The organism is Catenovulum sp. 2E275, assembly GCF_025515275.1.
Lineage (GTDB): Bacteria > Pseudomonadota > Gammaproteobacteria > Enterobacterales > Alteromonadaceae > Catenovulum.
Window position 1 is genome coordinate 29,934 of sequence record NZ_JAOPFU010000020.1, and the last position, 22,072, is coordinate 52,005.

The window sequence follows — 22,072 nt, forward strand, 5'->3', positions numbered from 1 at the left end:
TATATTAGGAAAATCCAATTAATTTCGATTGAAGAGTTGAAATTAATCGTTTTAATCCCCATGATATTTGTGAAGTAAAATTAGTGTTTTGAGGTTCCAATTGCATTCTCCTGTTTATTCCCAGTTAGATTTATTACGCAGCGTATTACCCCCACAAGAAGTTGAACAGGCAGAAATTAAATTCCACCAGATATCCGTTGATTTACAAGCCGAAATTGCAGGATTAAATCATCCGGTAGACAAAGTGCAGGCTATTCTGGACTTTTTTTATTTTGAACAAATATTTTGTTTGTCGGTTAATCAGCCACATGATGTTGGTTATAACTTAGCAACAGGGTTGTTATACCACTGTGCAGCCACGCCGGTTTTAGCGGTTATTTTGGTTGATTTATTGCGTCAGGCTGATTTAGAGGCTGAACCTATTATGGCAAAACAAGGTGCAATTGTTCGTATTCGATTAGCCGATAACCAGTTTGTTTTTATTAAAGCCGACGACGGTGCAAGTTTTGACTGGCACGAAGTTGAGCTGCATTTAGGCCTAACGGAAAAAGATCAGGAAAAAATCAAAGGCCCTTCAGATTTAACCATTGCCGATGATAAAGAAATAGATGCTTTATTACTTAATTTATTTAAAGCTGAATTGATTGAACTTGGAATGTTTGACCATGCCTTTCAGGTTTCACAAACGCTACTGGAACTTGATCCGGATAATCCGTACGAAAGACGCGACCGTGGCTTTTTATTGCAGCAAATGGATTGTGATAAATTAGCCGTTGCGGATTATCAATTTTTTATTGAGCAATGTCCGAAAGATCCAATGGCGCAGATTTTAAAAAATCAGCTATCCAGCATGGAAAATCACCGCCGAGATATACATTAATATCAATTTTGCCTTTTCTATTCGCTGTTAGATAAGGCATTCATTTTCTTGTGTAGGTCGTGCTTTAGCACGAAAAACCTCAAAGTTTATCTTTTTTGTCGTTATTGCTTTTGTACCGTTGGATTGACCACCCCAACATGATTTATGCCGGGGTTGTTGGATAGATTGCTTTTGTTTAGCGATTAAAATATTGATAAATTAATTCGTAAACATCTGTCATTTGGTAGTTTTTATCGGCTGTATCCAACTCGGCTGGCAAAATTAAAATTGGACCTTGCTGTGGGTTATCGACACATCTGCCGTGACTGCCTTTGACTAAAGTTGGGTCGAGCGGAATCATATCCATTAGCATTCTGAAACCCAGTTTTTTCTTGATTAATTTGCCAATCACTTTGAGTGTTGGCAATCTAATATTGGGATCAAGATACATTTCAACCGGATCATAGCCAGGCTTGCGATGAATATCGACAGTGCGCGCAAAATCCGGTGCTTTGTTATCATCCAGCCAATAATAATAGCTAAACCATGCATTTTCAGTTGAGATAGCGACTAAATCACCACTGCGTTCGTGGTTAATATTTAACGAGGCTTGCTCAGTTTTATCCAATACTTTTTCGATATTTGGGGTATTGAGCAATAGCTGTTTGATTTCGTTTTGTCGCGCCGGATTATTAATATAGATATGTGCAATTTGATGATCCGCGACCGCAAATGCATCGGATGCGCCGCAGTCTAAATTTTCAAATCCTTTGGTTTCACGCACGTTAATAAAATTATGCTGGCGTAAAATTTGGTTAATCGGAATAACTTGATCAACCTGAGTAATACCGTATTCGGAGACAACTAAAAACTGGGCTGAATAGGTCGATAATTCGTCGATAATCTGGCCGACAACGGCATCAATGGCTGCAATATCTTTGCCGATATCTGGATGATTTGGCCCAAGTTTTTGCAGGTTATAATCTAAATGCGGTAAATAAACTAATTGTAGATCGGGCTGGTTTTGCTTAAATTCTTCAATAGCTGCTTTCGCTATCCATTGGCTTGCACCAATACCGGCTTTTGGTCCCCAAAAATTAAAAAACGGGAAGATACCAATTTTATCTTCAATCGCCTGATGCAGACCGTTAGGCGATGAATATAAATCAAAAATTTTACCACCGTCTGCTAAATAATGCGGGCGAGGGGTGATGCTATTGTCTACATTGGCGTACATATTGTACCACCAGAACAATTTAGAGACTTTAAATGCAGGATTATCCTGTTTGAGTTTGTCCCAAATTTTATCACTTTGTACCAGTTGATTTGCTTGTTTCCAAAAGCCAACTTCGGCTAAGTCTTTAAAATACCAGCCATTACTCACAATACCATGCTGATCAGCCGTTTTGCCTGTTACCATTGCGCTTTGTGCTGTGGTGGTCACTGCTGGAAATACGTCTTTTAACGGGTGTGCATGATAGCCTTTGTTAAGGAGCTTATTTAAATTTGGCGTGTGCTCACCCAGCATATATGGGCTGAGTCCAACGACATTGATAACGATAAGTGATGACATGATTTATCTCTTTAAATTTTTCTTTAAATAGTTGTCTGATAGTGAACTCAGCTTAATAATTGCCGTTTTTTCAGCTCTGTTTCTAACCAGTTAAATTCATCTGCCAGTCCGCTGATTAAGTCAAATTGTGTTTGGTTTTTATCCTGACTGGTTAAATATTCAAGCCAGCTGTAAGTCTCAATTTCTAAATAAGGTTTACCTTGGGTTTGCGTTTTTAAATAATCGAGACAAGCTAAAATAGCCGGTTGTGTCGTATTTATTTGTTTGCCATTGCTAAGTGTTAACGCAGTTAAATGAATCGGCACATGATAATGCACATTGCAAATAATTGGCTCGGCTTGATTGAGGCTGGCGGATAAGCTTTGATAAGCAGATAATAATTGCGTTTCAGTTAAATCATCTAACGCTATGTATTGCTCGCCTGCTTTTAATTTGCATTGATGCAGAAATTTTTCATCTTTAAGTAAGGCGGTTAACTCTGCTACATCTTGCTCTGATGTTAACTCGGTTGAAATGGCATTAGAGATTTGGATTTTGCAAATTTGAATCCCCGCAGCTTGAATATTAGCTAGTGACTGTTGAATATTTTCATGCATAACTGCCTGATGGCAAGTATCAAAGCAGCAGCCAATATAATTTAAAATATCTGCTTTATTAAGCCCTTGTAGCATCGCTGCGGGTAATAAATCTTCGGTAAAAAATGTAATTAACTGCTGAGTATTTTCCAGTACGCAGTCTGGCTCCATTTCTAAACCTAACTGAATGCGAACTTGTGTGTTAGCTTCAAGATTTTTTAAAAATATCGCTAATTCAATTAACTGATGGATTGCTTGGTTGTGTTGCTGTACTGTCCAGTTTTTGGCATAAGCTAAGGGTAGTGTCGAAATAGCGCCGGTTTTAATTTCGGTTAATTGATTATTTAAAATGACATTAGCATTTTTGCTAAGTTGGCTGGCTAAAATGTCAGCTAATTGTTTGGTGTAAGTTAAACGCTCTGGTTCAGCCCAAGTGGGTAGATAGACTTTTTGTTTAACCACCTTTTGATGAAAATTTCCAAACGGAAAACCATTTAAGCTAGTTAAATTGACACTTTGCTGATTAAGTAGCTGGTTAAAGTCGGCTAATAAATCGTTATTGTCAGTCAGGCTTTGGGCCACCGGACTTGCAAGCCATAAACCTGAGGCCATATTAGTAAGCTGGCGTTTTTGCATCACAGGATTAAACCAATTTTTTATATTGGCATTAACTTGAGCCAGTTCGCTACCCGGATGAAGATTACTACAATAGGCAAGTTGGTGTTTTTGCCACTGAAATATTGGCTGCATAAGCGTAACTTATTTATCAGAATTGCTGATGTTGTTGGGTTAAATGCAGCTTAATAAAGTTAAGCTGCATATTATTTTTAGCTATGTTTAGGTTAGTCAGATTCAATGATTGGATCTTGACCTCGGGTAACCCGGTTGTCGTTAAAGGTTTTGGTTTGGTCAATTAATGGTTTTTTAACCATATCAATTGAAATCCGGCCACTTTGTGCAAAAAAGTTAATTGGATTATTAAAGGTGACCACCTCTACATCCTGTTGGCTAAAACCCGATTCCAGCATGTGCTGCGCCGTTTTAGGCACTTTTAATGGATCACTAATCCCCCAATCAGCCGCGCTGTTAATGATCATTTTTTCGGTGCCATATTGCTTTAACAGGTTAACCATTCTTGGTTCAGACATTTTAGTATTTGGATAAATACTATGCCCGCGCCAGCAACCTGTTTCTAATACCAGTGGTAAAGTTTGTTCATTTAAATGATCAACCAATACCATTTCTTCGTTTATTCCGCTTTCTTTGATTGCAGCAATAGTGCGTTTAGTGCCGTTGACTTTATCGCGGTGTGGTGTGTGAATTAAAACCGGTAAATTTAAATTCTTAGCCAGTTCTAATTGCTCCATTAAAAATCTGTCTTCTTCCGGCGTCATATCGTCGTAGCCTATTTCACCCACACCAACTACATTTTCTTTTTGGCAGTAACGAGGCAATATTTTCATAACGGCTTCGGCCAGCTCAACATCGTTAGACTCTTTAGGATTCAGCCCCATAGTGCAAAAATGCATAATGCCAAATTGTGAAGCTCTAAAATGCTCCCAACCAATTAAGGTATCAAAATAATCAATAAATGAGCCAACCTGAGTACGCGGTTGACCAAGCCAGAAAGCCGGTTCAATCACACCAACAATACCGGCCGCAGCCATATTTTGGTAATCGTCTGTGGTGCGTGAAAGCATGTGAATGTGTGGGTCAAAATAATTCATATTGGATCCTTAATGAATTTTTAAACGAGCAAATTTAATGCGTTCTGCTCAGTTAATGCTTTTTGTATTTGTGTGTCGTGTGCGTGATTTTGTTGCTTAAAATGCATTAAATAATGTGTTAATTGGCTTTTATTTTCGTCATCTAGTTGATCAAAAATAATGCCTTGCCAGATAGAGTCTGGCGGGATGCGATCAGCCAACGCTTGCTCTATCGCATACGAAAAACACATATTAGATAATTTTTGATTAAGCCGCTTGGTTAAATCTGTGATCTGTTCAATATTTAACCCCATAAATAATGACTTTAATACTAATTGATTAAAATTAAGCTCAGGAAAATACGCTGCCGGATACGGGTTATTAAGCGCAATGGCACTGTATTCATTCAGGCTATTGCAGCGACACGCTTTAATCGCAGTTTGCACAGCCAAGCCTTGATGATCAATAAAGCTCAGTGATTTTAGCAAAGCACATTTTTCGCTTTCATCACCATACTGGTAATAATTTTTTAGTAAGGTTTTAATCGCTTGCTGATATTGCTCTGCATCATTTAAATGAATTGAGCTTAATATTTCAAGCGCGGCTTTTAATAAGATTAAACGAATAAAATCAGCTAATTCAAACTCTTTATAAGGCGAGTTTAAGCTAATAGTTTGGCTAAATAAACGCTTAACCAGCACAGATTGATTCAATAATTCCAGCTCGATATCTTCTGCATTTTGCTGACAGTTGCTAAGTTTAGCCAGCGCTTGTATGAGCCAGTCTTGTTGTGATTGATTTAATTGTTTTTCAATTAATTTAATGTCGTTAGTTATTTGCATGGTTAAGTCATGTATAAATGTTTACTTAAAACTCGGCAGGGTGGCAATAGCGCAATCACGACAAGTGCCCATAAATAATAGCCAGAAATAGCCAGCATAAGCGCATCCAGCGGGATAACGCCAATAATTAAATACATTATCATGGCTTGAATTTTATCTGGGGTAAAATTAAACCAAAGCGGAATCAGACGTTTTAATAACAAAGCCAGCCAAATACACACCAGTACAGTGCCAATAATCTGGGTGGTTAAATGGTTGGTGAGCACAGTAAACAGCAAAATAATTTGGCTAACTGCGGTAGCCAGCATAAATAATGAGGTTAACAGCAAAGCTTTTTTATCGGTGGCGTGGGTTTCCTGTTTGCTTAAATAAGTTAAACCCGTGATATAAAGCAAAATAGGTAATGCAAGTAAAAATACGCAGGGGTTTAGCTCTCCATTTATTTCTGGCGTTAAACTTAATACAAAACTTGCCCCTAATAGCCAATTAAAATAGCGGCATAAGCCCATCATAATTGAGCCGGTTAAGCCATTTTTAATTAGACTATTGTATAAAATGATACTTAAACTCAGTGCTAGCCCGATAAATAAGGCGGTTAAATTTGGCCAAGCAAAAAATGCGCTCAAACCTAAACCAACTGCTAACAAACCAAACCCGAGCAGCCATGCTAAAGTTAAACTAATTTGACCACTGGGCAGTGGGCGTTTGTTGCGCTCGGCTAAATCTTCACGGTAATCAAAGCAGTCGTTTAACGTCATCCCGCCATAATAAAAAGCTAAACTGGCGATAATTAAAATACCGACCGAAAAATTAACTTGGCCTGAGCTGGCGATAACCGCGGCAGCCAGAATATTACTGACAGCCGTTAATCCATTTGGTGCCCGAACCAGTTGAAGTAATGCTTTTGTCATTAGGCAACTTGCTCTACATACTGTTTGATTTGGTTATTTTGAATCGCCTGTACCGACTCAATCATAGTTTGAGTATTGATTTCGTTAACTTCAAACCCATCACCAATTCCGTTTAATAACGTAATGCATAAGCGGCCGCCTAAATGTTCTTTAAATTCAGCTAAGGCTTGCTCTACATTTAATAATTGCAAAGCAGGGTGGTTAAGCTCAAAGCCTAAGGTATTGAGTAATACCAGAATATGTTTTAATTCAAGCTCACTTAAATGGCCTTGTTTATGAGAATAAATACTGTCCATTGCAATGCCAATCGCGACAGCTTCACCATGACGTAACTCATTATTAGATAACTCTTCTAATTTATGAGCTGACCAGTGACCAAAATCTAATGGTCTGGCAGAGCCAAATTCAAATGCATCACCACTGGTTGCAATATGATGTAAATGCCATTTAGCACCTTTTATTATCATATTTTCCATAGCTTTATCGTCAAATTTGGCTAATAAATGACGCTGCTGATATAACTCATTAAAAAATGGCTGATCTTTAATTAAAGCAACTTTAATTGCTTCTGAAATGCCTGAACGTTTATCACGTTGCGTCAGGGTATTTAATAACGAAAAGTCGTTAACAACCGCAAATGGTGGTACAAATGTGCCTAAATAATTTTTACGTTTGTGATAATTAATCGCGTTTTTAACACCGACACCAGCATCGTTTTGGCCTAATACTGTGGTTGGCATTCTAATTAAACGAATACCTCTGTGTGCGGTTGCCGCAGCAAAACCTACCGCATCCACAACCGCACCGCCGCCAATCACTAAAATATACGAGTGGCGATCAATTGCATGAGTTTCAACAGCCTGATAGATGGTATCTAGTAAAGTATCATCATTTTTACAGGCTTCGCCGCCCTGAATGATTATTTCCGGTAAAGTCGGAACAGCCTGAGTTTCAAAATAATCGTGGATTTGATTCACTAAATCCGGATGGCTTTTAACAACTTCTGAATCTATGACCGGCAATAATTTAGGGGATTCATCTAAATTATTGATTAAATCGATCAAGGTTGGGTTGTCTAAGTTAAAGCTTTGGCGGGTAAACAAAACCGGATAATCAAAACGCACTGTAAATTGTTGACGAATGTTAACTGAAGAATAGTCATATAGGTTTGTTTGAGTCATGTTTACCTCGAAAAGTCTTACCTGTACTGATTTAAGCTGGCTATATTATGTACGGCGCGACCATTAATAATTAAGACCGTAACAGCACATACTATAGGCATAAGTGGGTACAATCAATAAGAGATGTTTTAATCTTGTTATGATATTTAATTTTTTGTTTGGTTCGCTCAAGTTATTGTACAAGCGTGATAAAAACCATCACATTTAATCTTTTTCCTGATTTCATTTTGGCCGTTTAGACGTCTAGACGTAAATAATTTGACAACTTAGCTATTTCCGGCAACAATCCTCTTTCGTTAAATTCAGTTTGGAGCTAAAAGATGCCTATCAAAATTCCCGATCAGTTACCTGCGATCAAAGTTTTGAGTGAAGAGAACATCTTTGTGATGTCTGACAGCCGTGCGCAAAGTCAGGATATTCGTCCGTTAGAATTAGCCATTCTGAATCTAATGCCAAATAAAATAGAAACTGAAGTACAGTTAATGCGTTTATTAGCTAACTCACCCTTGCAGGTTAATATTGATTTGCTGCGCATTGATATGCATGTTTCTAAAAATACGCCAGAGTCTCACATGTCCGCTTTTTATCATTTATTTGATGATATTAAAGGCACAAAAAATTACGACGGTTTAATTATCACAGGTGCGCCTTTAGGTTTAATTGATTATACCGAGGTAAAATACTGGGATAAAATGCAGGAAATTATGGACTGGGCAAACCAGCATGTGCAATCTACTTTATATTTATGCTGGGCGGCACATGCAGCTTTGTATCATCATTACGGTTTAAATCGCATGATCCGTGATGAAAAAATATCTGGCGTTTTTAAACATCAAACTTTAGATCCACTTGAGCCATTAACTCAAGGGTTTGATGATTATTTTAATATGCCGCATTCACGTTATGCTCAGGTACCAATTGAAGATTTACAAGCGCACCCTGAATTAAATGTATTAGCCAGCTGCGAAGAAGGCGGTGCATTTTTGGTGGCGAGTAAAGACCGACGCTGTGTATTTATTACCGGCCACCCTGAATATAATGCGACAACATTAAGAGATGAATATTTCAGGGATTTAAAAACCGGAATCGAGCCAAATATTCCAGAGCATTATTTTCCGGATAATAATCCGAATGCTGAGCCAAGTAATATTTGGCGAAGTCATGGTAATTTATTGTTTTGTAACTGGTTAAATCATTATGTGTATCAAGCGACACCTTATGATTTGTCTCAGTTATCCGGGCAAAAATAAGCCCATATCACTTTAGTGATTTATAAAAGCGCCAATTGGCGCTTTTGTTTTATAACGAATCCATTAAAATACCGGCAATTAATTGTATTTAAAGATGATCAATGGCTGGTATTTAAGCGCCATTTTTGACAAATCGTTAGAGGCATAACGGTTTGAATGAAAAGTTTAGAAGGTATTGTATGAGTAAACAAAGTCAGGTTGGCCAAACCATCCGCACTTTATTAAAAGAACGTATTCTGGTTTTAGATGGCGGTATGGGCACTATGATCCAAAACCGCAAATTAACAGAGCAGGATTATCGGGGTGAGCGTTTTGCCAACTGGCATTTGGATATTAAAGGCAATAATGACTTATTGAGTTTAACTCAACCGGATATTATCGAAGATATTTATGCCGGTTACCTTGCTGCCGGTGCTGATATTATTGAAACCAATACCTTTAATGCGACTACCATTTCAATGGCTGACTATGAAATGGAAAGTTTAAGCCGCGAAATTAACGTTGAATCGGCTAAATTAGCTCGTCGTATTGCTGATAAATTTACTGAGCAAAATCCAAATAAACCAAGGTTTGTTGCCGGTGTAGTCGGGCCAACCAGTAAAACTGCTTCTATTTCACCAGATGTAAATGATCCGGGATTTCGTAACATTACCTTTGATGCTCTGGTAAAGGCTTATACTGAATCGACCGAAGCTTTGATTGAAGGCGGCGCTGATTTAATTTTAATTGAAACTATTTTTGACACGCTCAATGCAAAAGCGGCAGGTTTTGCTGTTTTGCAAGCGTTTGAAAATACAGGCATTGAATTGCCAATTATGATCTCGGGTACAATTACCGATGCCTCAGGTCGAACTTTATCAGGCCAAACAACAGAAGCTTTTTATAATTCATTACGTCACTTAAAACCTATTTCTATTGGTCTTAACTGTGCGTTAGGTCCGGCTGAACTTCGCCAATATGTTGAAGAATTAGCGCGGGTTTCTGATTTTGCTGTATCTGTGCATCCTAATGCGGGTTTACCAAATGCATTTGGTGAATACGATTTATCTCCTGACGATATGGCAATTCATATTAAAGAGTGGGCTGAATCTGGCTTCTTTAATATTGTTGGTGGCTGTTGTGGTACTACCCCTGAGCATATTGGCGCAATTGCTAAATCAGTCGAAGGGGTTACACCAAGAGAAATTAAACCACGCGAAATCGCCTGTCGTTTATCTGGTTTAGAGCCTTTAACGATAGATTCAAGCTCATTATTTGTTAACGTTGGTGAACGTACCAACATTACTGGCTCAGCCAAATTTAAACGTTTAATTAAAGAAGGCTTATATGATGAAGCCTTGGATGTTGCGCGTCAGCAAGTTGAAAATGGCGCACAAATTATCGACATTAACATGGACGAAGGCATGCTCGACTCGCAGGCAGCTATGGTTCGATTTTTGAACTTAATTGCTTCTGAGCCGGATATTTCTCGTGTGCCTATTATGATCGATTCTTCTAAATGGGAAATTTTAGAAGCTGGTCTTAAATGTATTCAAGGTAAAGGCATAGTTAACTCAATTAGCTTAAAAGAAGGTGAAGATAAGTTTATTGAGCAAGCTAGCTTACTACGTAAATACGGCGCAGCCGTGATTGTTATGGCGTTTGATGAAGTGGGTCAGGCGGATACCCGCGAGCGCAAATTTGAAATTTGTAAACGCTCTTATCAAGTTTTGGTTGATAAGGTTGGTTTTCCACCGGAAGATATTATTTTTGACCCGAATATTTTTGCGGTAGCAACTGGGATTGACGAACATAATAATTATGCGGTTGATTTTATCGAAGCTTGTAAAGATATTACCGATAATTTACCACATGCGATGATTTCGGGTGGGGTATCTAACGTTTCTTTCTCGTTCCGTGGTAATGATCCGGTTCGTGAAGCGATTCATGCTGTCTTTTTATATTATGCAATTAAAAATGGCATGACGATGGGGATTGTAAATGCAGGTCAGCTTGCGATTTATGATGATATCCCAAAAGAATTAAAAGATGCGGTTGAAGACGTTGTATTAAATAAACATGATGATGCGACTGAAAACCTATTAGCGATTGCTGAAAATTATCGTGGTAGTGGCGCAAAAGCAGAAGATCCGGCGGCATTAGAATGGCGTAGCTGGGACGTTAAAAAGCGCCTTGAATATTCATTGGTTAAAGGCATTACCGATTTTATTGAAGAAGATACCGAAGCCGCTCGGCTTGCATCTGAACGACCTCTGCATGTAATTGAAGGGCCGTTAATGGACGGCATGAATGTAGTTGGTGACTTATTTGGTGAAGGGAAAATGTTCCTGCCGCAGGTGGTTAAGTCGGCACGGGTAATGAAACGAGCTGTTGCTTATCTTGAACCTTACATTGAGGCTGAAAAAGAAGAAGGCCGAACCAATGGTAAGATTTTATTGGCTACCGTTAAAGGCGACGTACATGACATAGGTAAAAATATTGTAGGCGTGGTGCTGCAATGTAATAACTATGAAATTGTTGACCTTGGGGTAATGGTTCCGACAGATAAAATTTTAAAAACGGCAATTGAAGAAAAATGCGACATTATCGGTTTATCCGGTTTAATTACGCCATCGCTTGATGAAATGGTGCATGTTGCGAAAGAAATGCAGCGCCAAGGCTTTAAATTGCCTCTGTTAATTGGTGGCGCAACTACCTCAAAAGCGCATACCGCAGTTAAAATCGAGCAACAATATGATGAACCCGTGGTGTATGTACCGAATGCATCACGCAGTGTATCGGTGGCTTCTGCGTTATTAAGCAAAGAGTTAAAACCTGCTTTTGTCGAAAAACTAAATGAAGAATATGTCAGAGTGCGTGAGCAACACGCTAATCGTGGTCCACGCTCTGAATTAGTGAGTTATGCAGAAGCCAAAGCTAATCGTTTTCCATTGTCATTTGAAAACTATACGCCAGTTACCCCAAATAAACTGGGTATAACCGAGTTACAAGATGTTTCAGTGGCTGAGCTAAGAAATTATATCGACTGGACGCCATTTTTTATGACTTGGCAGTTAAGTGGTAAATATCCGGCTATTTTACAGCACGAGTTAGTTGGTGAAGAAGCTCAAAAGTTATTTAAAGATGCGAATGACATTTTAGATACGATTGAGCGTGAAGGAAAAATTAAAGCCAAAGGCGTATTTGGTTTATTCCCAGCGGCTCGGATGGATGATGATATTGCGATTTATACCGATGAATCGCGCAGCCAAGAGTTAATGCGGGTTCACCATTTACGTAATCAAGGCGCTAAAAAAGACGGACTTTATAACCGTGCTCTAAGTGATTATTTAGCAGATGCTGACTCTGATATTAAAGATTATATTGGTGGTTTTGCGGTAACCGCCGGCTTTGGTGCAGATGAATGGGCTGATGAATTTTTAGCTGAGCATGATGATTACAACAGCATTATGGTTAAAGCGGTAGCTGATCGTTTAGCGGAAGCCTTTGCTGAATATTTACACCTTAAAGTTCGTAAAGAATATTGGGGCTATGCACCAGATGAGAACCTAGATAACGAGATGTTAATTCGTGAAAAATATCAAGGGATTCGTCCAGCTCCGGGTTATGCTGCTTGTCCTGAACATACTGAAAAACAACTCTTATGGCAGTTATTGGATGTTGAAAACCGTATCGGGATGAACTTAACCGAAAGCTGTGCAATGTGGCCAGGCGCGTCGGTTAGTGGTTGGTATTTTGCCCATCCGGATACTAAATATTTTGCAGTTGGTAAAATTAAAAAAGAGCAGGTGGAAAGTTATGCTCAACGTAAAGGCATGACCTTAACTGAAGCCGAACGCTGGCTTGCACCTAATCTTGATTATGACCCGGATGCATAATTAACCTAGTTTAAATACGATCTACATGGGTTGCTGCCTAATGTAGATCGGACTAGCCTATAATTAAATTGCTTTAAAGGGCGATCTACAATGCTCAGTTTAATGTAGGTAGGACGTAGCCCACTAGGTTAACATTTAATGTTAATAACCCGATTTAAAAAAGATGTAACAGGTAACACTTTGAATTCAACAGACGGTATTCGCTTAAATAAATTTATCAGTGATTCTGGTTATTGCTCTCGCCGAGAAGCAGATAAATTAATAGAAAATCAGCATGTGACTATTAACGGGCTAATTCCAGAATTGGGGACAAAAGTGATGCCGGGGGATAAAGTGGCGGTTAAAGGCCAGCCGATTTATGCCAGCCCTAAAAGCAAATCAGACAGAGTTTATATCGCCTATCACAAACCAGTTGGTATTACTTGTACCACTGAACATAAAGTGAAAGATAATATTATTGATGCAATCGGCCACCGCGAACGTATTTTTCCGATAGGGCGATTAGATAAACCATCAGAAGGTTTGATTTTTTTAACAAATGATGGCGACATAGTTAATAAAATTCTGCGAGCCGGTAATAACCACGAAAAAGAATATATAGTTACCGTTGATAAAAATGTATCGGCTGAGTTTATTCAAAATATGTCGTCGGGCGTGCCTATTTTGGATACGGTTACTTTGCCATGTAAAGTAGAAAAAATAAGCCGTTTTGTATTTAAAATTATTTTAACTCAAGGATTAAACCGTCAAATTAGGCGGATGTGTGAATATTTAGGTTATCGAGTTACCCGGTTAAAGCGAATTCGGATTATGAATGTGGCCTTGGGCGATCTTGAAAAAGGGCGCTGGCGTGATTTAACCGAAGCTGAAATGCAGGCAATTAATCTTGCGGTATCTGGCTCATCTAAAACCGCATTTGAGCAAGTGCAAACTGCTCAGCCTCAAATTAAAAAAGAAAAAGTATTTATTCAAGTTGCTAAACCTAAAACTTCAAAGACCGCTAAAACTCAAAATGGCAGAAAAAAGCTATCTTTAAAAAAGCCTGATTAATTAATCAGAGTATCAATAACTTAACCAATTTATTTTAACTGTCTCTATTTTTATGAATTATTAATTACAGTTTTATTTCAGTTTGAAATAAAACTGTAATATAAGATTCATATAATGTATCTCATATTGTAATTTTATTATGAATTACCTTGCTAGTCAGATTGATAATTATCTATTTCGGTCTAGGCTATTAGCTGTTAGTAGTTACTTTTGGGACTCACATATGAATAAATTTAAGTACACAAGTTTAGCTTTGTCAGTTGCTTTAACCAGCTCTCCTGTATTAGCTCAATCTGAATTGTTAACCCTTTATGGTAAAGCGAATGTGAGCTTTCAGTTGTCAGACTCAGATGAATCTGCAACTGATTTAAAAAGCAATAATTCACGATTTGGGGTTAAAGGCGAAGTTGAATTGGAAAATGGTTTAGTCGCTATTTATCAAGCTGAATTTGGTGTTGATTTCTCAGATGAATCCAAAGCAGAGAATATTACAGGCAGGAATCAGTTTGTCGGCTTAAAAGGTGATTTTGGTCAAATTAGACTAGGCCGAATGGATACTGCGTTTAAAATGGCTCAGGGAAAAGTCGATCTATTTAACGATTATATTGCAGATATTAAAAACCTTTATTCAGGTGAAATCCGCGCAAATGACACAGTAACTTATATTTCACCTAAGTTTAGTGATTTTTCATTTGGAGTCACTTACATTTCACAAGAAGAGAATGATCCGGCTGAGCTAGACAGTGCCGGTGCATCATTTGCTGTGATGTATGGCGATTCAGGTTTAAAATCGAACAGCTTATATGGTGCTTTGGCTTACGACAGTGATGTAAAAGGCGAAGATAGAATTCGTTTGGTATTAAATAAACGACTAGGCCAATTTACAGTTGGTACTATTATCCAAAGGCAAGAAAATACTGATACAGACATTTCAGCTAATGGCGCACTCTTTAATGCGGCCTATAAACAGGGTGAGTTTACATATAAAGTACAACATCAAATTATTAATGATGACTCGGACAGAGCAACTACCTCAATTGGTATTGACTATAAATTAGGCGGTGCAACAAAAGCATTTGCTTGGTTAACTCGTCAAGACCAAGGTAATTTACCTACAGAAGATACCAATACTTTAGCAATTGGGTTAGAGCATAAATTCTAAAAACTTCTTTTATAAAAACCACAAGTTAAAATACGGTGGTTTTTATTGTCTGTCATATTTATGAAATAAATGTGTCATAAGATGGGTTGGTACAAATTTAAGAAACTGCCATGGAGCATGTATGAAAATTAAAAATTTAGCTAAAGTTGTTGGTGTTGCAGCTTCTCTAATATTTAGCACTCAAGCAAGCGCTTTAGATCAAAACCTCGCAGAGTATGAAAAAGTAAGTGGTATTTCAGGTAAAATTTCATCTGTTGGTTCTGATACTCTGGCAAATATGATGACCTTTTGGGCAGAAGAATATAAAAGATTATACCCAAATGTCACTATTCAGGTTCAGGCTGCCGGTTCATCTACTGCGCCACCAGCATTAACCGAGGGTACTGCGCAATTTGGCCCAATGAGCCGCGCGATGAAATCAAAAGAAATTGAAGCGTTTGAAGAAAGATTTGGCTATAAACCAACCGCGGTTAGAGTCGCAATTGATGCTTTAGCAGTATTTGTAAATAAAGATAACCCAATTAAAGGTTTATCGGTTAAACAAGTAGATGCAATTTTTTCATCGACGTTAAAATGTGGTGCTAATACCAGTGTTGATCGTTGGGGTGATTTAGGCTTAACCAGTGACTGGCAACGTAAAGATATTCAATTATTTGGTCGTAACTCTGTATCTGGTACTTATGGTTATTTTAAATCACATGCGTTATGTAAAGGTGATTTCAAAAATAATGTAAACGAGCAACCGGGTTCAGCATCAGTTGTGCAATCCGTATCATCTTCATTAAATGCAATTGGTTATTCTGGTATTGGTTATCGTACCTCTGGGGTTAAAGCTGTACCTTTAGCCAAACGTGGTGATGATTATGTTGAAGCAACGATGGAAAACGCGGTAGCTGGTAAATATCCGTTAGCCCGTTTTTTATATGTGTATGTAAATAAGCACCCAAACAAGCCACTTGACCCATTAACCGCCCAATTTTTAACTATGGTTTTATCAAAACCTGGGCAGTATATAGTGGAAAAAGATGGTTATATTCCCCTACCAGCTAAAATTGCTGAAAAAGAATTACAAAAGTTAGGTTTATAAGTTTAATCTTTTAACTTGTTTTGATGTAAAAAAGCCCTAATGTGCAAACATTAGGGCTTTTTTGTTTAATTGAATATTTTTCAGCTAATGCTTGTAATAAAACACTTAACAAACAGTAGGCATCCGGCGAAGAAAATTATACAATGCGCACTTTTATGATTTACTGCGCTTTCTAACAGGAGAAACCATGTTAAAACGTGACATGAACATTGCAGATTTTGATGCTGAATTATGGCAAGCTATTCAAGACGAAACAGTTCGCCAAGAAGAACATATTGAATTAATCGCTTCTGAAAACTATGCTAGCCCTCGTGTTCTTGAAGCTCAAGGTTCTCAATTAACTAACAAATATGCTGAAGGCTACCCAGGCAAACGTTATTATGGTGGTTGTGAGCATGTTGACGTTGTTGAGCAATTAGCAATTGATCGTGCAAAAGAATTGTTTGGTGCAGACTATGCCAATGTTCAGCCTCACTCAGGTTCTCAAGCCAACGGTGCAGTTTTCCAAGCCTTATTACAACCGGGCGATACCGTTTTAGGGATGAGCCTTGCTCATGGTGGTCACTTGACTCATGGTGCTCACGTAAACTTTTCTGGTAAACATTACAATGCAATCCAGTATGGATTAAACCCAGAAACGGGTGAGATTGATTACGAACAAGTTGAAGCGTTAGCTTTAGAGCATAAACCAAAAATGATTATTGGTGGTTTTTCGGCTTATTCATTAGTTGTTGACTGGGCTCGTTTCCGTGAAATCGCAGACAAAGTTGGCGCTTATTTATTAGTTGATATGGCTCACGTTGCTGGTTTAATTGCAGCTGGTGTTTATCCGTCACCTATGCCTTTTGCTGATGTAGTGACTACAACAACTCACAAAACATTAGCTGGTCCTCGCGGTGGTTTAATTTTGTCTGCTAAAGGCGATGAAGAAATCTACAAAAAATTAAACAGCGCTGTTTTCCCTGGTGGTCAGGGCGGTCCTTTATGTCACGTTATCGCAGCAAAAGCGGTTGCATTTAAAGAAGCTATGTCTGATGAGTTTAAAGCTTATCAACAACAAGTTGTTGAAAATGCACAAGCTATGGTTGCTGTTTTACAAGAGCGTGGCTACAAAGTGGTTTCAGGTAAAACTCAAAACCATTTATTCTTAGTTGATTTAATCGACAAAGACATCACAGGTAAAGATGCAGACGCAGCTTTAGGCCGTGCTAACATCACAGTGAACAAAAACTCGGTTCCTAACGATCCTCGTTCACCGTTTGTGACTTCTGGTTTACGTATCGGTACGCCTTCAATCACGCGCCGTGGTTTTAAAGCGGATGATGCAAAAGCATTAGCTGGTTGGATTTGTGATGTGTTAGATAATATCGAAAACGAAGATACAATTAATACTGTTAAACAAAACGTATTAGATATTTGTAAGCGTTTACCGGTTTACGCATAATCGCTAAACTAAACGCATGACAACATTTTATCAGGCCGCTTTTGCGGCCTGATTTTTATCAAGCTGAATGATTTATGCATTGTCCATTTTGTGCCACCCAAGAAACTAAAGTGATTGATAGCCGACTGGTTGCAGAAGGCCATCAGGTTAGGCGTCGTCGTCAGTGTCTTGACTGCTTAGAAAGGTTCACCACGTTTGAAAGCGCAGAACTTGTGATGCCAAGGGTTATCAAAACCGATGGTTCACGTGAACCGTATGATGACAACAAGCTCAGAGCAGGTTTAATGCGCTCGCTCGAAAAGCGCCCCGTTAGTACCGAACAAATCGAAACGCTGATTAACCAATTAGAGTCGGCACTGCGCGCAACCGGTGAACGCGAGGTTGAAAGTAAGTTAATCGGTAATATATTAATGGAAAAACTGAAACAAGTTGATCAAGTTGCTTATGTTCGTTTTGCATCGGTTTATCGCTCGTTTCAGGATATTAAAGAGTTTGGTGAAGCCATTGCTGGTTTGGATGATAAATCGGTTAAACAGAGCTAAGCTAAGTACACTTAAATTTCAATTGCAGAAAAGCGACTTATGAGTGCATTTTACCCCGATGATTTAAAATACATGGCCAGAGCGATTAAACTTGCAGAAAAAGGCCGTTATACCACTTCACCTAACCCTTGTGTTGGCTGTGTTATTGTTAAACATGGGCAGATTATTGGTGAAGGTTTTCATATTCAGGCTGGTGGTCCTCATGCTGAAATTAATGCATTGAATCAAGTTAAAGCTAATGGTGAAAGCCCAGAAGGGGCAACCGCTTATGTAACTTTAGAACCTTGCAGCCATACCGGAAAAACGCCGCCCTGTGCCAATGCATTAATTAATGCCAAAGTTGCTAAAGTGATTGTAGGGATGGAAGATCCAAATCCTTTAGTGAGCGGGCGCGGTATTGAAATGTTAAGAGATGCTGGGATTGCGGTGCATGCAGGTTGTTTAGAAGACGCTTGCCAAAAAATCAATCCGGGGTTTAATCAGCGAATGAACCATAAGCGGCCATTTGTTCAGCTTAAACTGGCAGCCAGTTTAGATGGGCGCACTGCAATGGCATCGGGCGAAAGTAAATGGATTACCAGTTATCAGGCCAGAAAAGATGTGCAAAATTACCGAGCGCAAGCTTGTGCTATTTTAACCGGATCTGGCACAGTGTTAGCGGATAATCCAAGCTTAAATGTTCGCGAAAGTGATTTTTATCAACCAGATTATCCGGCTGATAAACTCAGACAACCAGTTAAAATTGTGATTGATAATCAAGCTAAAATAACGCCGGATTTAAATATTTTTAATGATAACGCTTGTGTTTATTTAGTTGGTAATAAGCAACAAAGATATGCCGCTGAACATAACTGGAGTGAAAATACCCATTTTATTCATTTAAACGGTGAATCAAATAAAGTTGATTTAACAGCGGTGATGGCAGAATTAGCTAAATTACAAATTAACCAGATTTGGGTTGAAGCGGGCGCTAAATTGGCAGGCGCATTAATTAAACAAAATTTAGTCGATGAGCTGATTATTTATCAGGCACCTAAATTATTAGGTGAAAATACCAAAGGTTTATTAGATATTGCTGATTTAACTGAGCTAAATCAAGCAATCGAATGGCAATATAAAGACGTTCGCCAAATTGGCCCAGATTTAAGAATTACACTAAGAGCAAAATAATTTATGTTTACAGGTATTATTGAAGCAGTTGGCAATATTAACGCAATTAATGCAAAAGCTGGCGATTTTGAATTGGTAATTAATACCAATGAACTGGATTTGACTGATGTTAAACTCGGCGACAGCATTGCCGTATCTGGGGTGTGTTTAACCGTAACCCATTTTACCAATAGCCATTTTTCGGCAGATGTTTCGGCTGAAACAATTCGCCGGACTAAACTGGCTGATTTATCGGTTGGCTCCAAAATAAATTTAGAAAAAGCCTGTTTACCAACCAGCCGTTTGGGTGGGCATATTGTGAGTGGGCATGTTGATGGTGTTGGTGAGGTTGCCCGTATTTTACCAAATGCCAATGCGACCGATTATTGGATTAGTGCACCTAAAGATTTAGCTAAATATATTGCTGAAAAAGGCTCAATTACGGTTGATGGAATTAGTTTAACCGTGAATGAAATTAAACAACATGAGTTTAGGTTAACCATAATTCCGCATACCACAGAAAAAACCACCATTGGTGATTGGCAAATTGGTAGCAAAGTAAATTTAGAAGTGGATGTAATTGCCCGTTATTTAGAACGTTTGATGACAGCACAACGTGAGCCAGAATCTGGTGTGACTATGGAATTATTAGCAAAAAGCGGGTTTATTAAATAAGGTTTATCATTGATGAAATTAAATTCAGCAGAAGAAATTATTGACGATATTCGTCAGGGCAAAATTGTTATTTTAATGGATGATGAAGACAGAGAAAATGAAGGTGACTTAATTGTTGCTGCGCAGCATTGTACCCCGCAAGTCATCAATTTTATGGCAACCCACGGCAGAGGTTTGATTTGTTTAACTTTAACCCGAGAGCGATGTGAACAACTTGAACTGCCGTTAATGGTTGATCGTAACCAAGCGCAATTTGGCACTAATTTTACGCTGTCAATTGAAGCGGCTGAAGGTGTGACTACTGGGATTTCTGCTGCCGACAGAGCAACTACGGTTCGCGCTGCGGTCGCTCGTGATGCTAAACCGGAAGACATAGTACAGCCTGGACATATTTTTCCAATTATGGCGCAAGATGGTGGGGTATTAAACCGCGCCGGTCATACCGAAGCAGGTTGTGATTTAGCCCGTTTAGCCGGATTAGAGCCTGCGGGGGTCATTGTTGAAATTTTAAATGAAGACGGCTCAATGTCTCGTCGTCCAGAACTTGAAAAATTTGCTGAAAAGCACGGTTTAAAAATTGGCACAATTGCCGATTTAATTGAATACCGCAACAATACAGAAACCACCATTGAGCAAATCGCACAGTGTAAATTACCGACTCAATTTGGTGAATTTGATTTAGTCACATTCAGAGACACCATTGATGGACAGGTGCATTTTGCGCTAAAAAATACTGATTTAACGCCGGACGTACCTAGTTTAGTGAGAGTGCATGTTAAAGATACCTTTGCCGATTTACTTGGTTCTACCCGTGATGAAAGCAAAAGTTGGACTTTGCATAAGTCGCTTGAGCGTATTTCACAAGAGGGCGGAGTATTATTGTTATTGGGTAAAAATGAAACACCAGATGAACTGATTGCTAAAGTAAAAGGTTATCAGTTACAGGAGCAAGGTAAAACGTTACCTAAAAAAGATACATGGCGCGAAACATCACGCACTGTTGGAGTGGGCTCACAAATTCTGGCTGCGTTAAATGTGGGAAAAATGCGTTTATTAAGCTCACAGAAAAAATATCACTCATTAGCGGGTTTTGGTTTGGAAGTAGTTGAATATCTTGATGAATAAACAATTTGAGTAAGATTTATTCAAATTAAGCCGCAAAAAGCGGAGATCTGTAATTTATTTTCGCTTTTTGCAATTTATCGTTCACAGCTTAGACAAAATTTTTGTTAGAATAACGCTCAATATTTTAGAGCAGAATTTAAGGTAAAATCGAATGCAAGTTATTGAAGGTGCATTTCCAGCACAAGGTAAAAAGTTCGCTATTGTTGTTTCTCGTTTTAACAGCTTTATTGTTGAAAGTTTAGTAGAAGGTGCAATAGACACATTAAAACGCCATGGTTTAGTTGACGAAAAAGACATTACCATTGTTCGTTGCCCAGGTGCTTATGAATTACCTTTAGTGGCTAAAAAAGTAGCCGAAAGTAAAAACTACGATGCAATTATTGCATTAGGTGCGGTTATTCGTGGTGGTACGCCTCATTTTGATTTTGTTGCTAACGAGTGTAACAAAGGTTTAGCTCAGGTTTCTTTAGAGTACAGCATTCCGGTTGCTTTTGGTGTATTAACAACTGATTCAATCGAGCAGACAATTGAGCGCGCAGGTACCAAAATGGGTAACAAAGGCGGCGAAGCTGCATTAAGTGCATTAGAAATGGTTAATCTGGTTAGCCAGTTATAATTGCCGGTTAGGAGTTTAGCTTGAAACCTTCACATCGCAGACGTTCAAGAGAGTTAGCAACTCAGTCAATTTATGGCTGGCAAATCTCTAAAAATATGATCAAAGATATTATTGAATCAACCCTTGAAGAAGTGGATTTAAATAGCTTTGACGTTAATTTTTACCGTACTTTGGTTTTAGGCACGGCTCAAAATGCAGCCGACTTAGACAAAGCTTATAAAGACTATTTAGCTCGTGATATTGACGAGTTAGATATGGTTGAAAAGGCAATTTTACGAGTTTCAACGTATGAACTGGTTCATTGTCCTGATGTACCATATCGTGTCGTGATTAACGAAGCGATTGAAATTGCAAAAACGTTTGCAGCTGACGATAGCCATAAATTTGTTAATGGTGTTTTAGATAAAGCCGTTAAAGTGCTTCGTCCTCACGGTAAATAACGCTCAA

At 38.5% G+C, this 22,072-nt stretch carries 19 protein-coding genes; 13 read left to right on the forward strand and 6 right to left on the reverse strand.

What is annotated here, in order from left to right; translation table 11 throughout:
• Window positions 1-100: 100 nt before the first annotated feature.
• Window positions 101-880, forward strand: coding sequence for a tetratricopeptide repeat protein (locus N7931_RS10970; protein ID WP_262794033.1), 780 nt, complete (start codon window positions 101-103; stop codon window positions 878-880).
• A gap of 175 nt (window positions 881-1,055) precedes the next feature.
• Here N7931_RS10970 and N7931_RS10975 read toward each other — a convergent pair whose 3' ends face one another.
• From N7931_RS10975 to N7931_RS11000, 6 genes are all read right to left on the reverse strand, one after another.
• On the reverse strand, window positions 1,056-2,432 hold the full coding sequence (locus tag N7931_RS10975) for an alkaline phosphatase family protein (RefSeq protein WP_262794034.1): 1,377 nt from the start codon (window positions 2,430-2,432) through the stop codon (window positions 1,056-1,058).
• 47 nt (window positions 2,433-2,479) lie between these two features.
• Entirely contained in the window at window positions 2,480-3,757 is a 1,278-nt protein-coding gene (eboE, locus tag N7931_RS10980) for a metabolite traffic protein EboE (RefSeq protein ID WP_262794035.1), read from the reverse strand.
• A 92-nt stretch (window positions 3,758-3,849) separates the two neighbouring features.
• Complete coding sequence (locus tag N7931_RS10985) at window positions 3,850-4,734, reverse strand: TatD family hydrolase (protein WP_262794036.1); 885 nt, start codon at window positions 4,732-4,734, stop codon at window positions 3,850-3,852.
• Window positions 4,735-4,754: 20 nt separating this feature from the next.
• Window positions 4,755-5,555 (reverse strand): EboA domain-containing protein, encoded by an 801-nt coding sequence (locus tag N7931_RS10990; protein ID WP_262794038.1) that lies wholly within the window; start codon window positions 5,553-5,555, stop codon window positions 4,755-4,757.
• Window positions 5,556-5,557: 2 nt separating this feature from the next.
• A complete protein-coding gene (locus N7931_RS10995; RefSeq protein WP_262794040.1) occupies window positions 5,558-6,466 on the reverse strand; it encodes a UbiA family prenyltransferase in 909 nt (302 codons plus the stop codon).
• Window positions 6,466-7,647 carry a 3-dehydroquinate synthase gene (locus N7931_RS11000; protein ID WP_262794042.1) on the reverse strand — a complete coding sequence of 394 codons (1,182 nt, stop codon included), beginning with the start codon at window positions 7,645-7,647 and terminating at the stop codon, window positions 6,466-6,468. The genes N7931_RS10995 and N7931_RS11000 overlap by 1 nt, the downstream gene beginning before the upstream one ends.
• Window positions 7,648-7,967: 320 nt before the next feature.
• Here N7931_RS11000 and metA point away from each other — a divergent pair, with 320 nt between their 5' ends.
• The 12 genes from metA to nusB all read left to right on the forward strand — a co-directional run bounded on the left by metA (window position 7,968) and on the right by nusB (window position 22,065).
• Entirely contained in the window at window positions 7,968-8,897 is a 930-nt protein-coding gene (metA, locus tag N7931_RS11005; protein ID WP_262794043.1) for a homoserine O-succinyltransferase MetA, read from the forward strand.
• A gap of 179 nt (window positions 8,898-9,076) precedes the next feature.
• On the forward strand, window positions 9,077-12,775 hold the full coding sequence (gene metH, locus N7931_RS11010) for a methionine synthase (protein ID WP_262794045.1): 3,699 nt from the start codon (window positions 9,077-9,079) through the stop codon (window positions 12,773-12,775).
• 138 nt (window positions 12,776-12,913) lie between these two features.
• The gene (gene rluF, locus N7931_RS11015; protein WP_262794047.1) at window positions 12,914-13,825 is read left to right on the forward strand and encodes a 23S rRNA pseudouridine(2604) synthase RluF; all 912 of its coding nucleotides are present in this window, start codon (window positions 12,914-12,916) and stop codon (window positions 13,823-13,825) included.
• A gap of 223 nt (window positions 13,826-14,048) precedes the next feature.
• Complete coding sequence (locus N7931_RS11020) at window positions 14,049-14,987, forward strand: porin (protein WP_262794048.1); 939 nt, start codon at window positions 14,049-14,051, stop codon at window positions 14,985-14,987.
• A gap of 121 nt (window positions 14,988-15,108) precedes the next feature.
• The gene (locus N7931_RS11025) at window positions 15,109-16,074 is read left to right on the forward strand and encodes a PstS family phosphate ABC transporter substrate-binding protein (protein WP_262794049.1); all 966 of its coding nucleotides are present in this window, start codon (window positions 15,109-15,111) and stop codon (window positions 16,072-16,074) included.
• 187 nt (window positions 16,075-16,261) lie between these two features.
• Window positions 16,262-17,518 (forward strand): serine hydroxymethyltransferase, encoded by a 1,257-nt coding sequence (gene glyA / locus N7931_RS11030; protein WP_262794050.1) that lies wholly within the window; start codon window positions 16,262-16,264, stop codon window positions 17,516-17,518.
• 74 nt (window positions 17,519-17,592) lie between these two features.
• Window positions 17,593-18,060: a transcriptional regulator NrdR gene (gene nrdR / locus N7931_RS11035; RefSeq protein ID WP_262794051.1), complete on the forward strand. Its 468-nt coding sequence runs from the start codon at window positions 17,593-17,595 to the stop codon at window positions 18,058-18,060.
• A gap of 39 nt (window positions 18,061-18,099) precedes the next feature.
• A complete protein-coding gene (gene ribD, locus N7931_RS11040) occupies window positions 18,100-19,230 on the forward strand; it encodes a bifunctional diaminohydroxyphosphoribosylaminopyrimidine deaminase/5-amino-6-(5-phosphoribosylamino)uracil reductase RibD (protein ID WP_262794053.1) in 1,131 nt (376 codons plus the stop codon).
• 3 nt (window positions 19,231-19,233) lie between these two features.
• Window positions 19,234-19,884 (forward strand): riboflavin synthase, encoded by a 651-nt coding sequence (locus N7931_RS11045; protein WP_262794055.1) that lies wholly within the window; start codon window positions 19,234-19,236, stop codon window positions 19,882-19,884.
• Between the two features lie 12 nt (window positions 19,885-19,896).
• Window positions 19,897-21,009 (forward strand): bifunctional 3,4-dihydroxy-2-butanone-4-phosphate synthase/GTP cyclohydrolase II, encoded by a 1,113-nt coding sequence (gene ribBA / locus N7931_RS11050; protein ID WP_262794057.1) that lies wholly within the window; start codon window positions 19,897-19,899, stop codon window positions 21,007-21,009.
• Window positions 21,010-21,160: 151 nt separating this feature from the next.
• Window positions 21,161-21,625 carry a 6,7-dimethyl-8-ribityllumazine synthase gene (gene ribE, locus N7931_RS11055; RefSeq protein ID WP_262794059.1) on the forward strand — a complete coding sequence of 155 codons (465 nt, stop codon included), beginning with the start codon at window positions 21,161-21,163 and terminating at the stop codon, window positions 21,623-21,625.
• A 20-nt stretch (window positions 21,626-21,645) separates the two neighbouring features.
• Complete coding sequence (nusB, locus tag N7931_RS11060) at window positions 21,646-22,065, forward strand: transcription antitermination factor NusB (RefSeq protein ID WP_262794061.1); 420 nt, start codon at window positions 21,646-21,648, stop codon at window positions 22,063-22,065.
• Window positions 22,066-22,072: the final 7 nt, after the last annotated feature.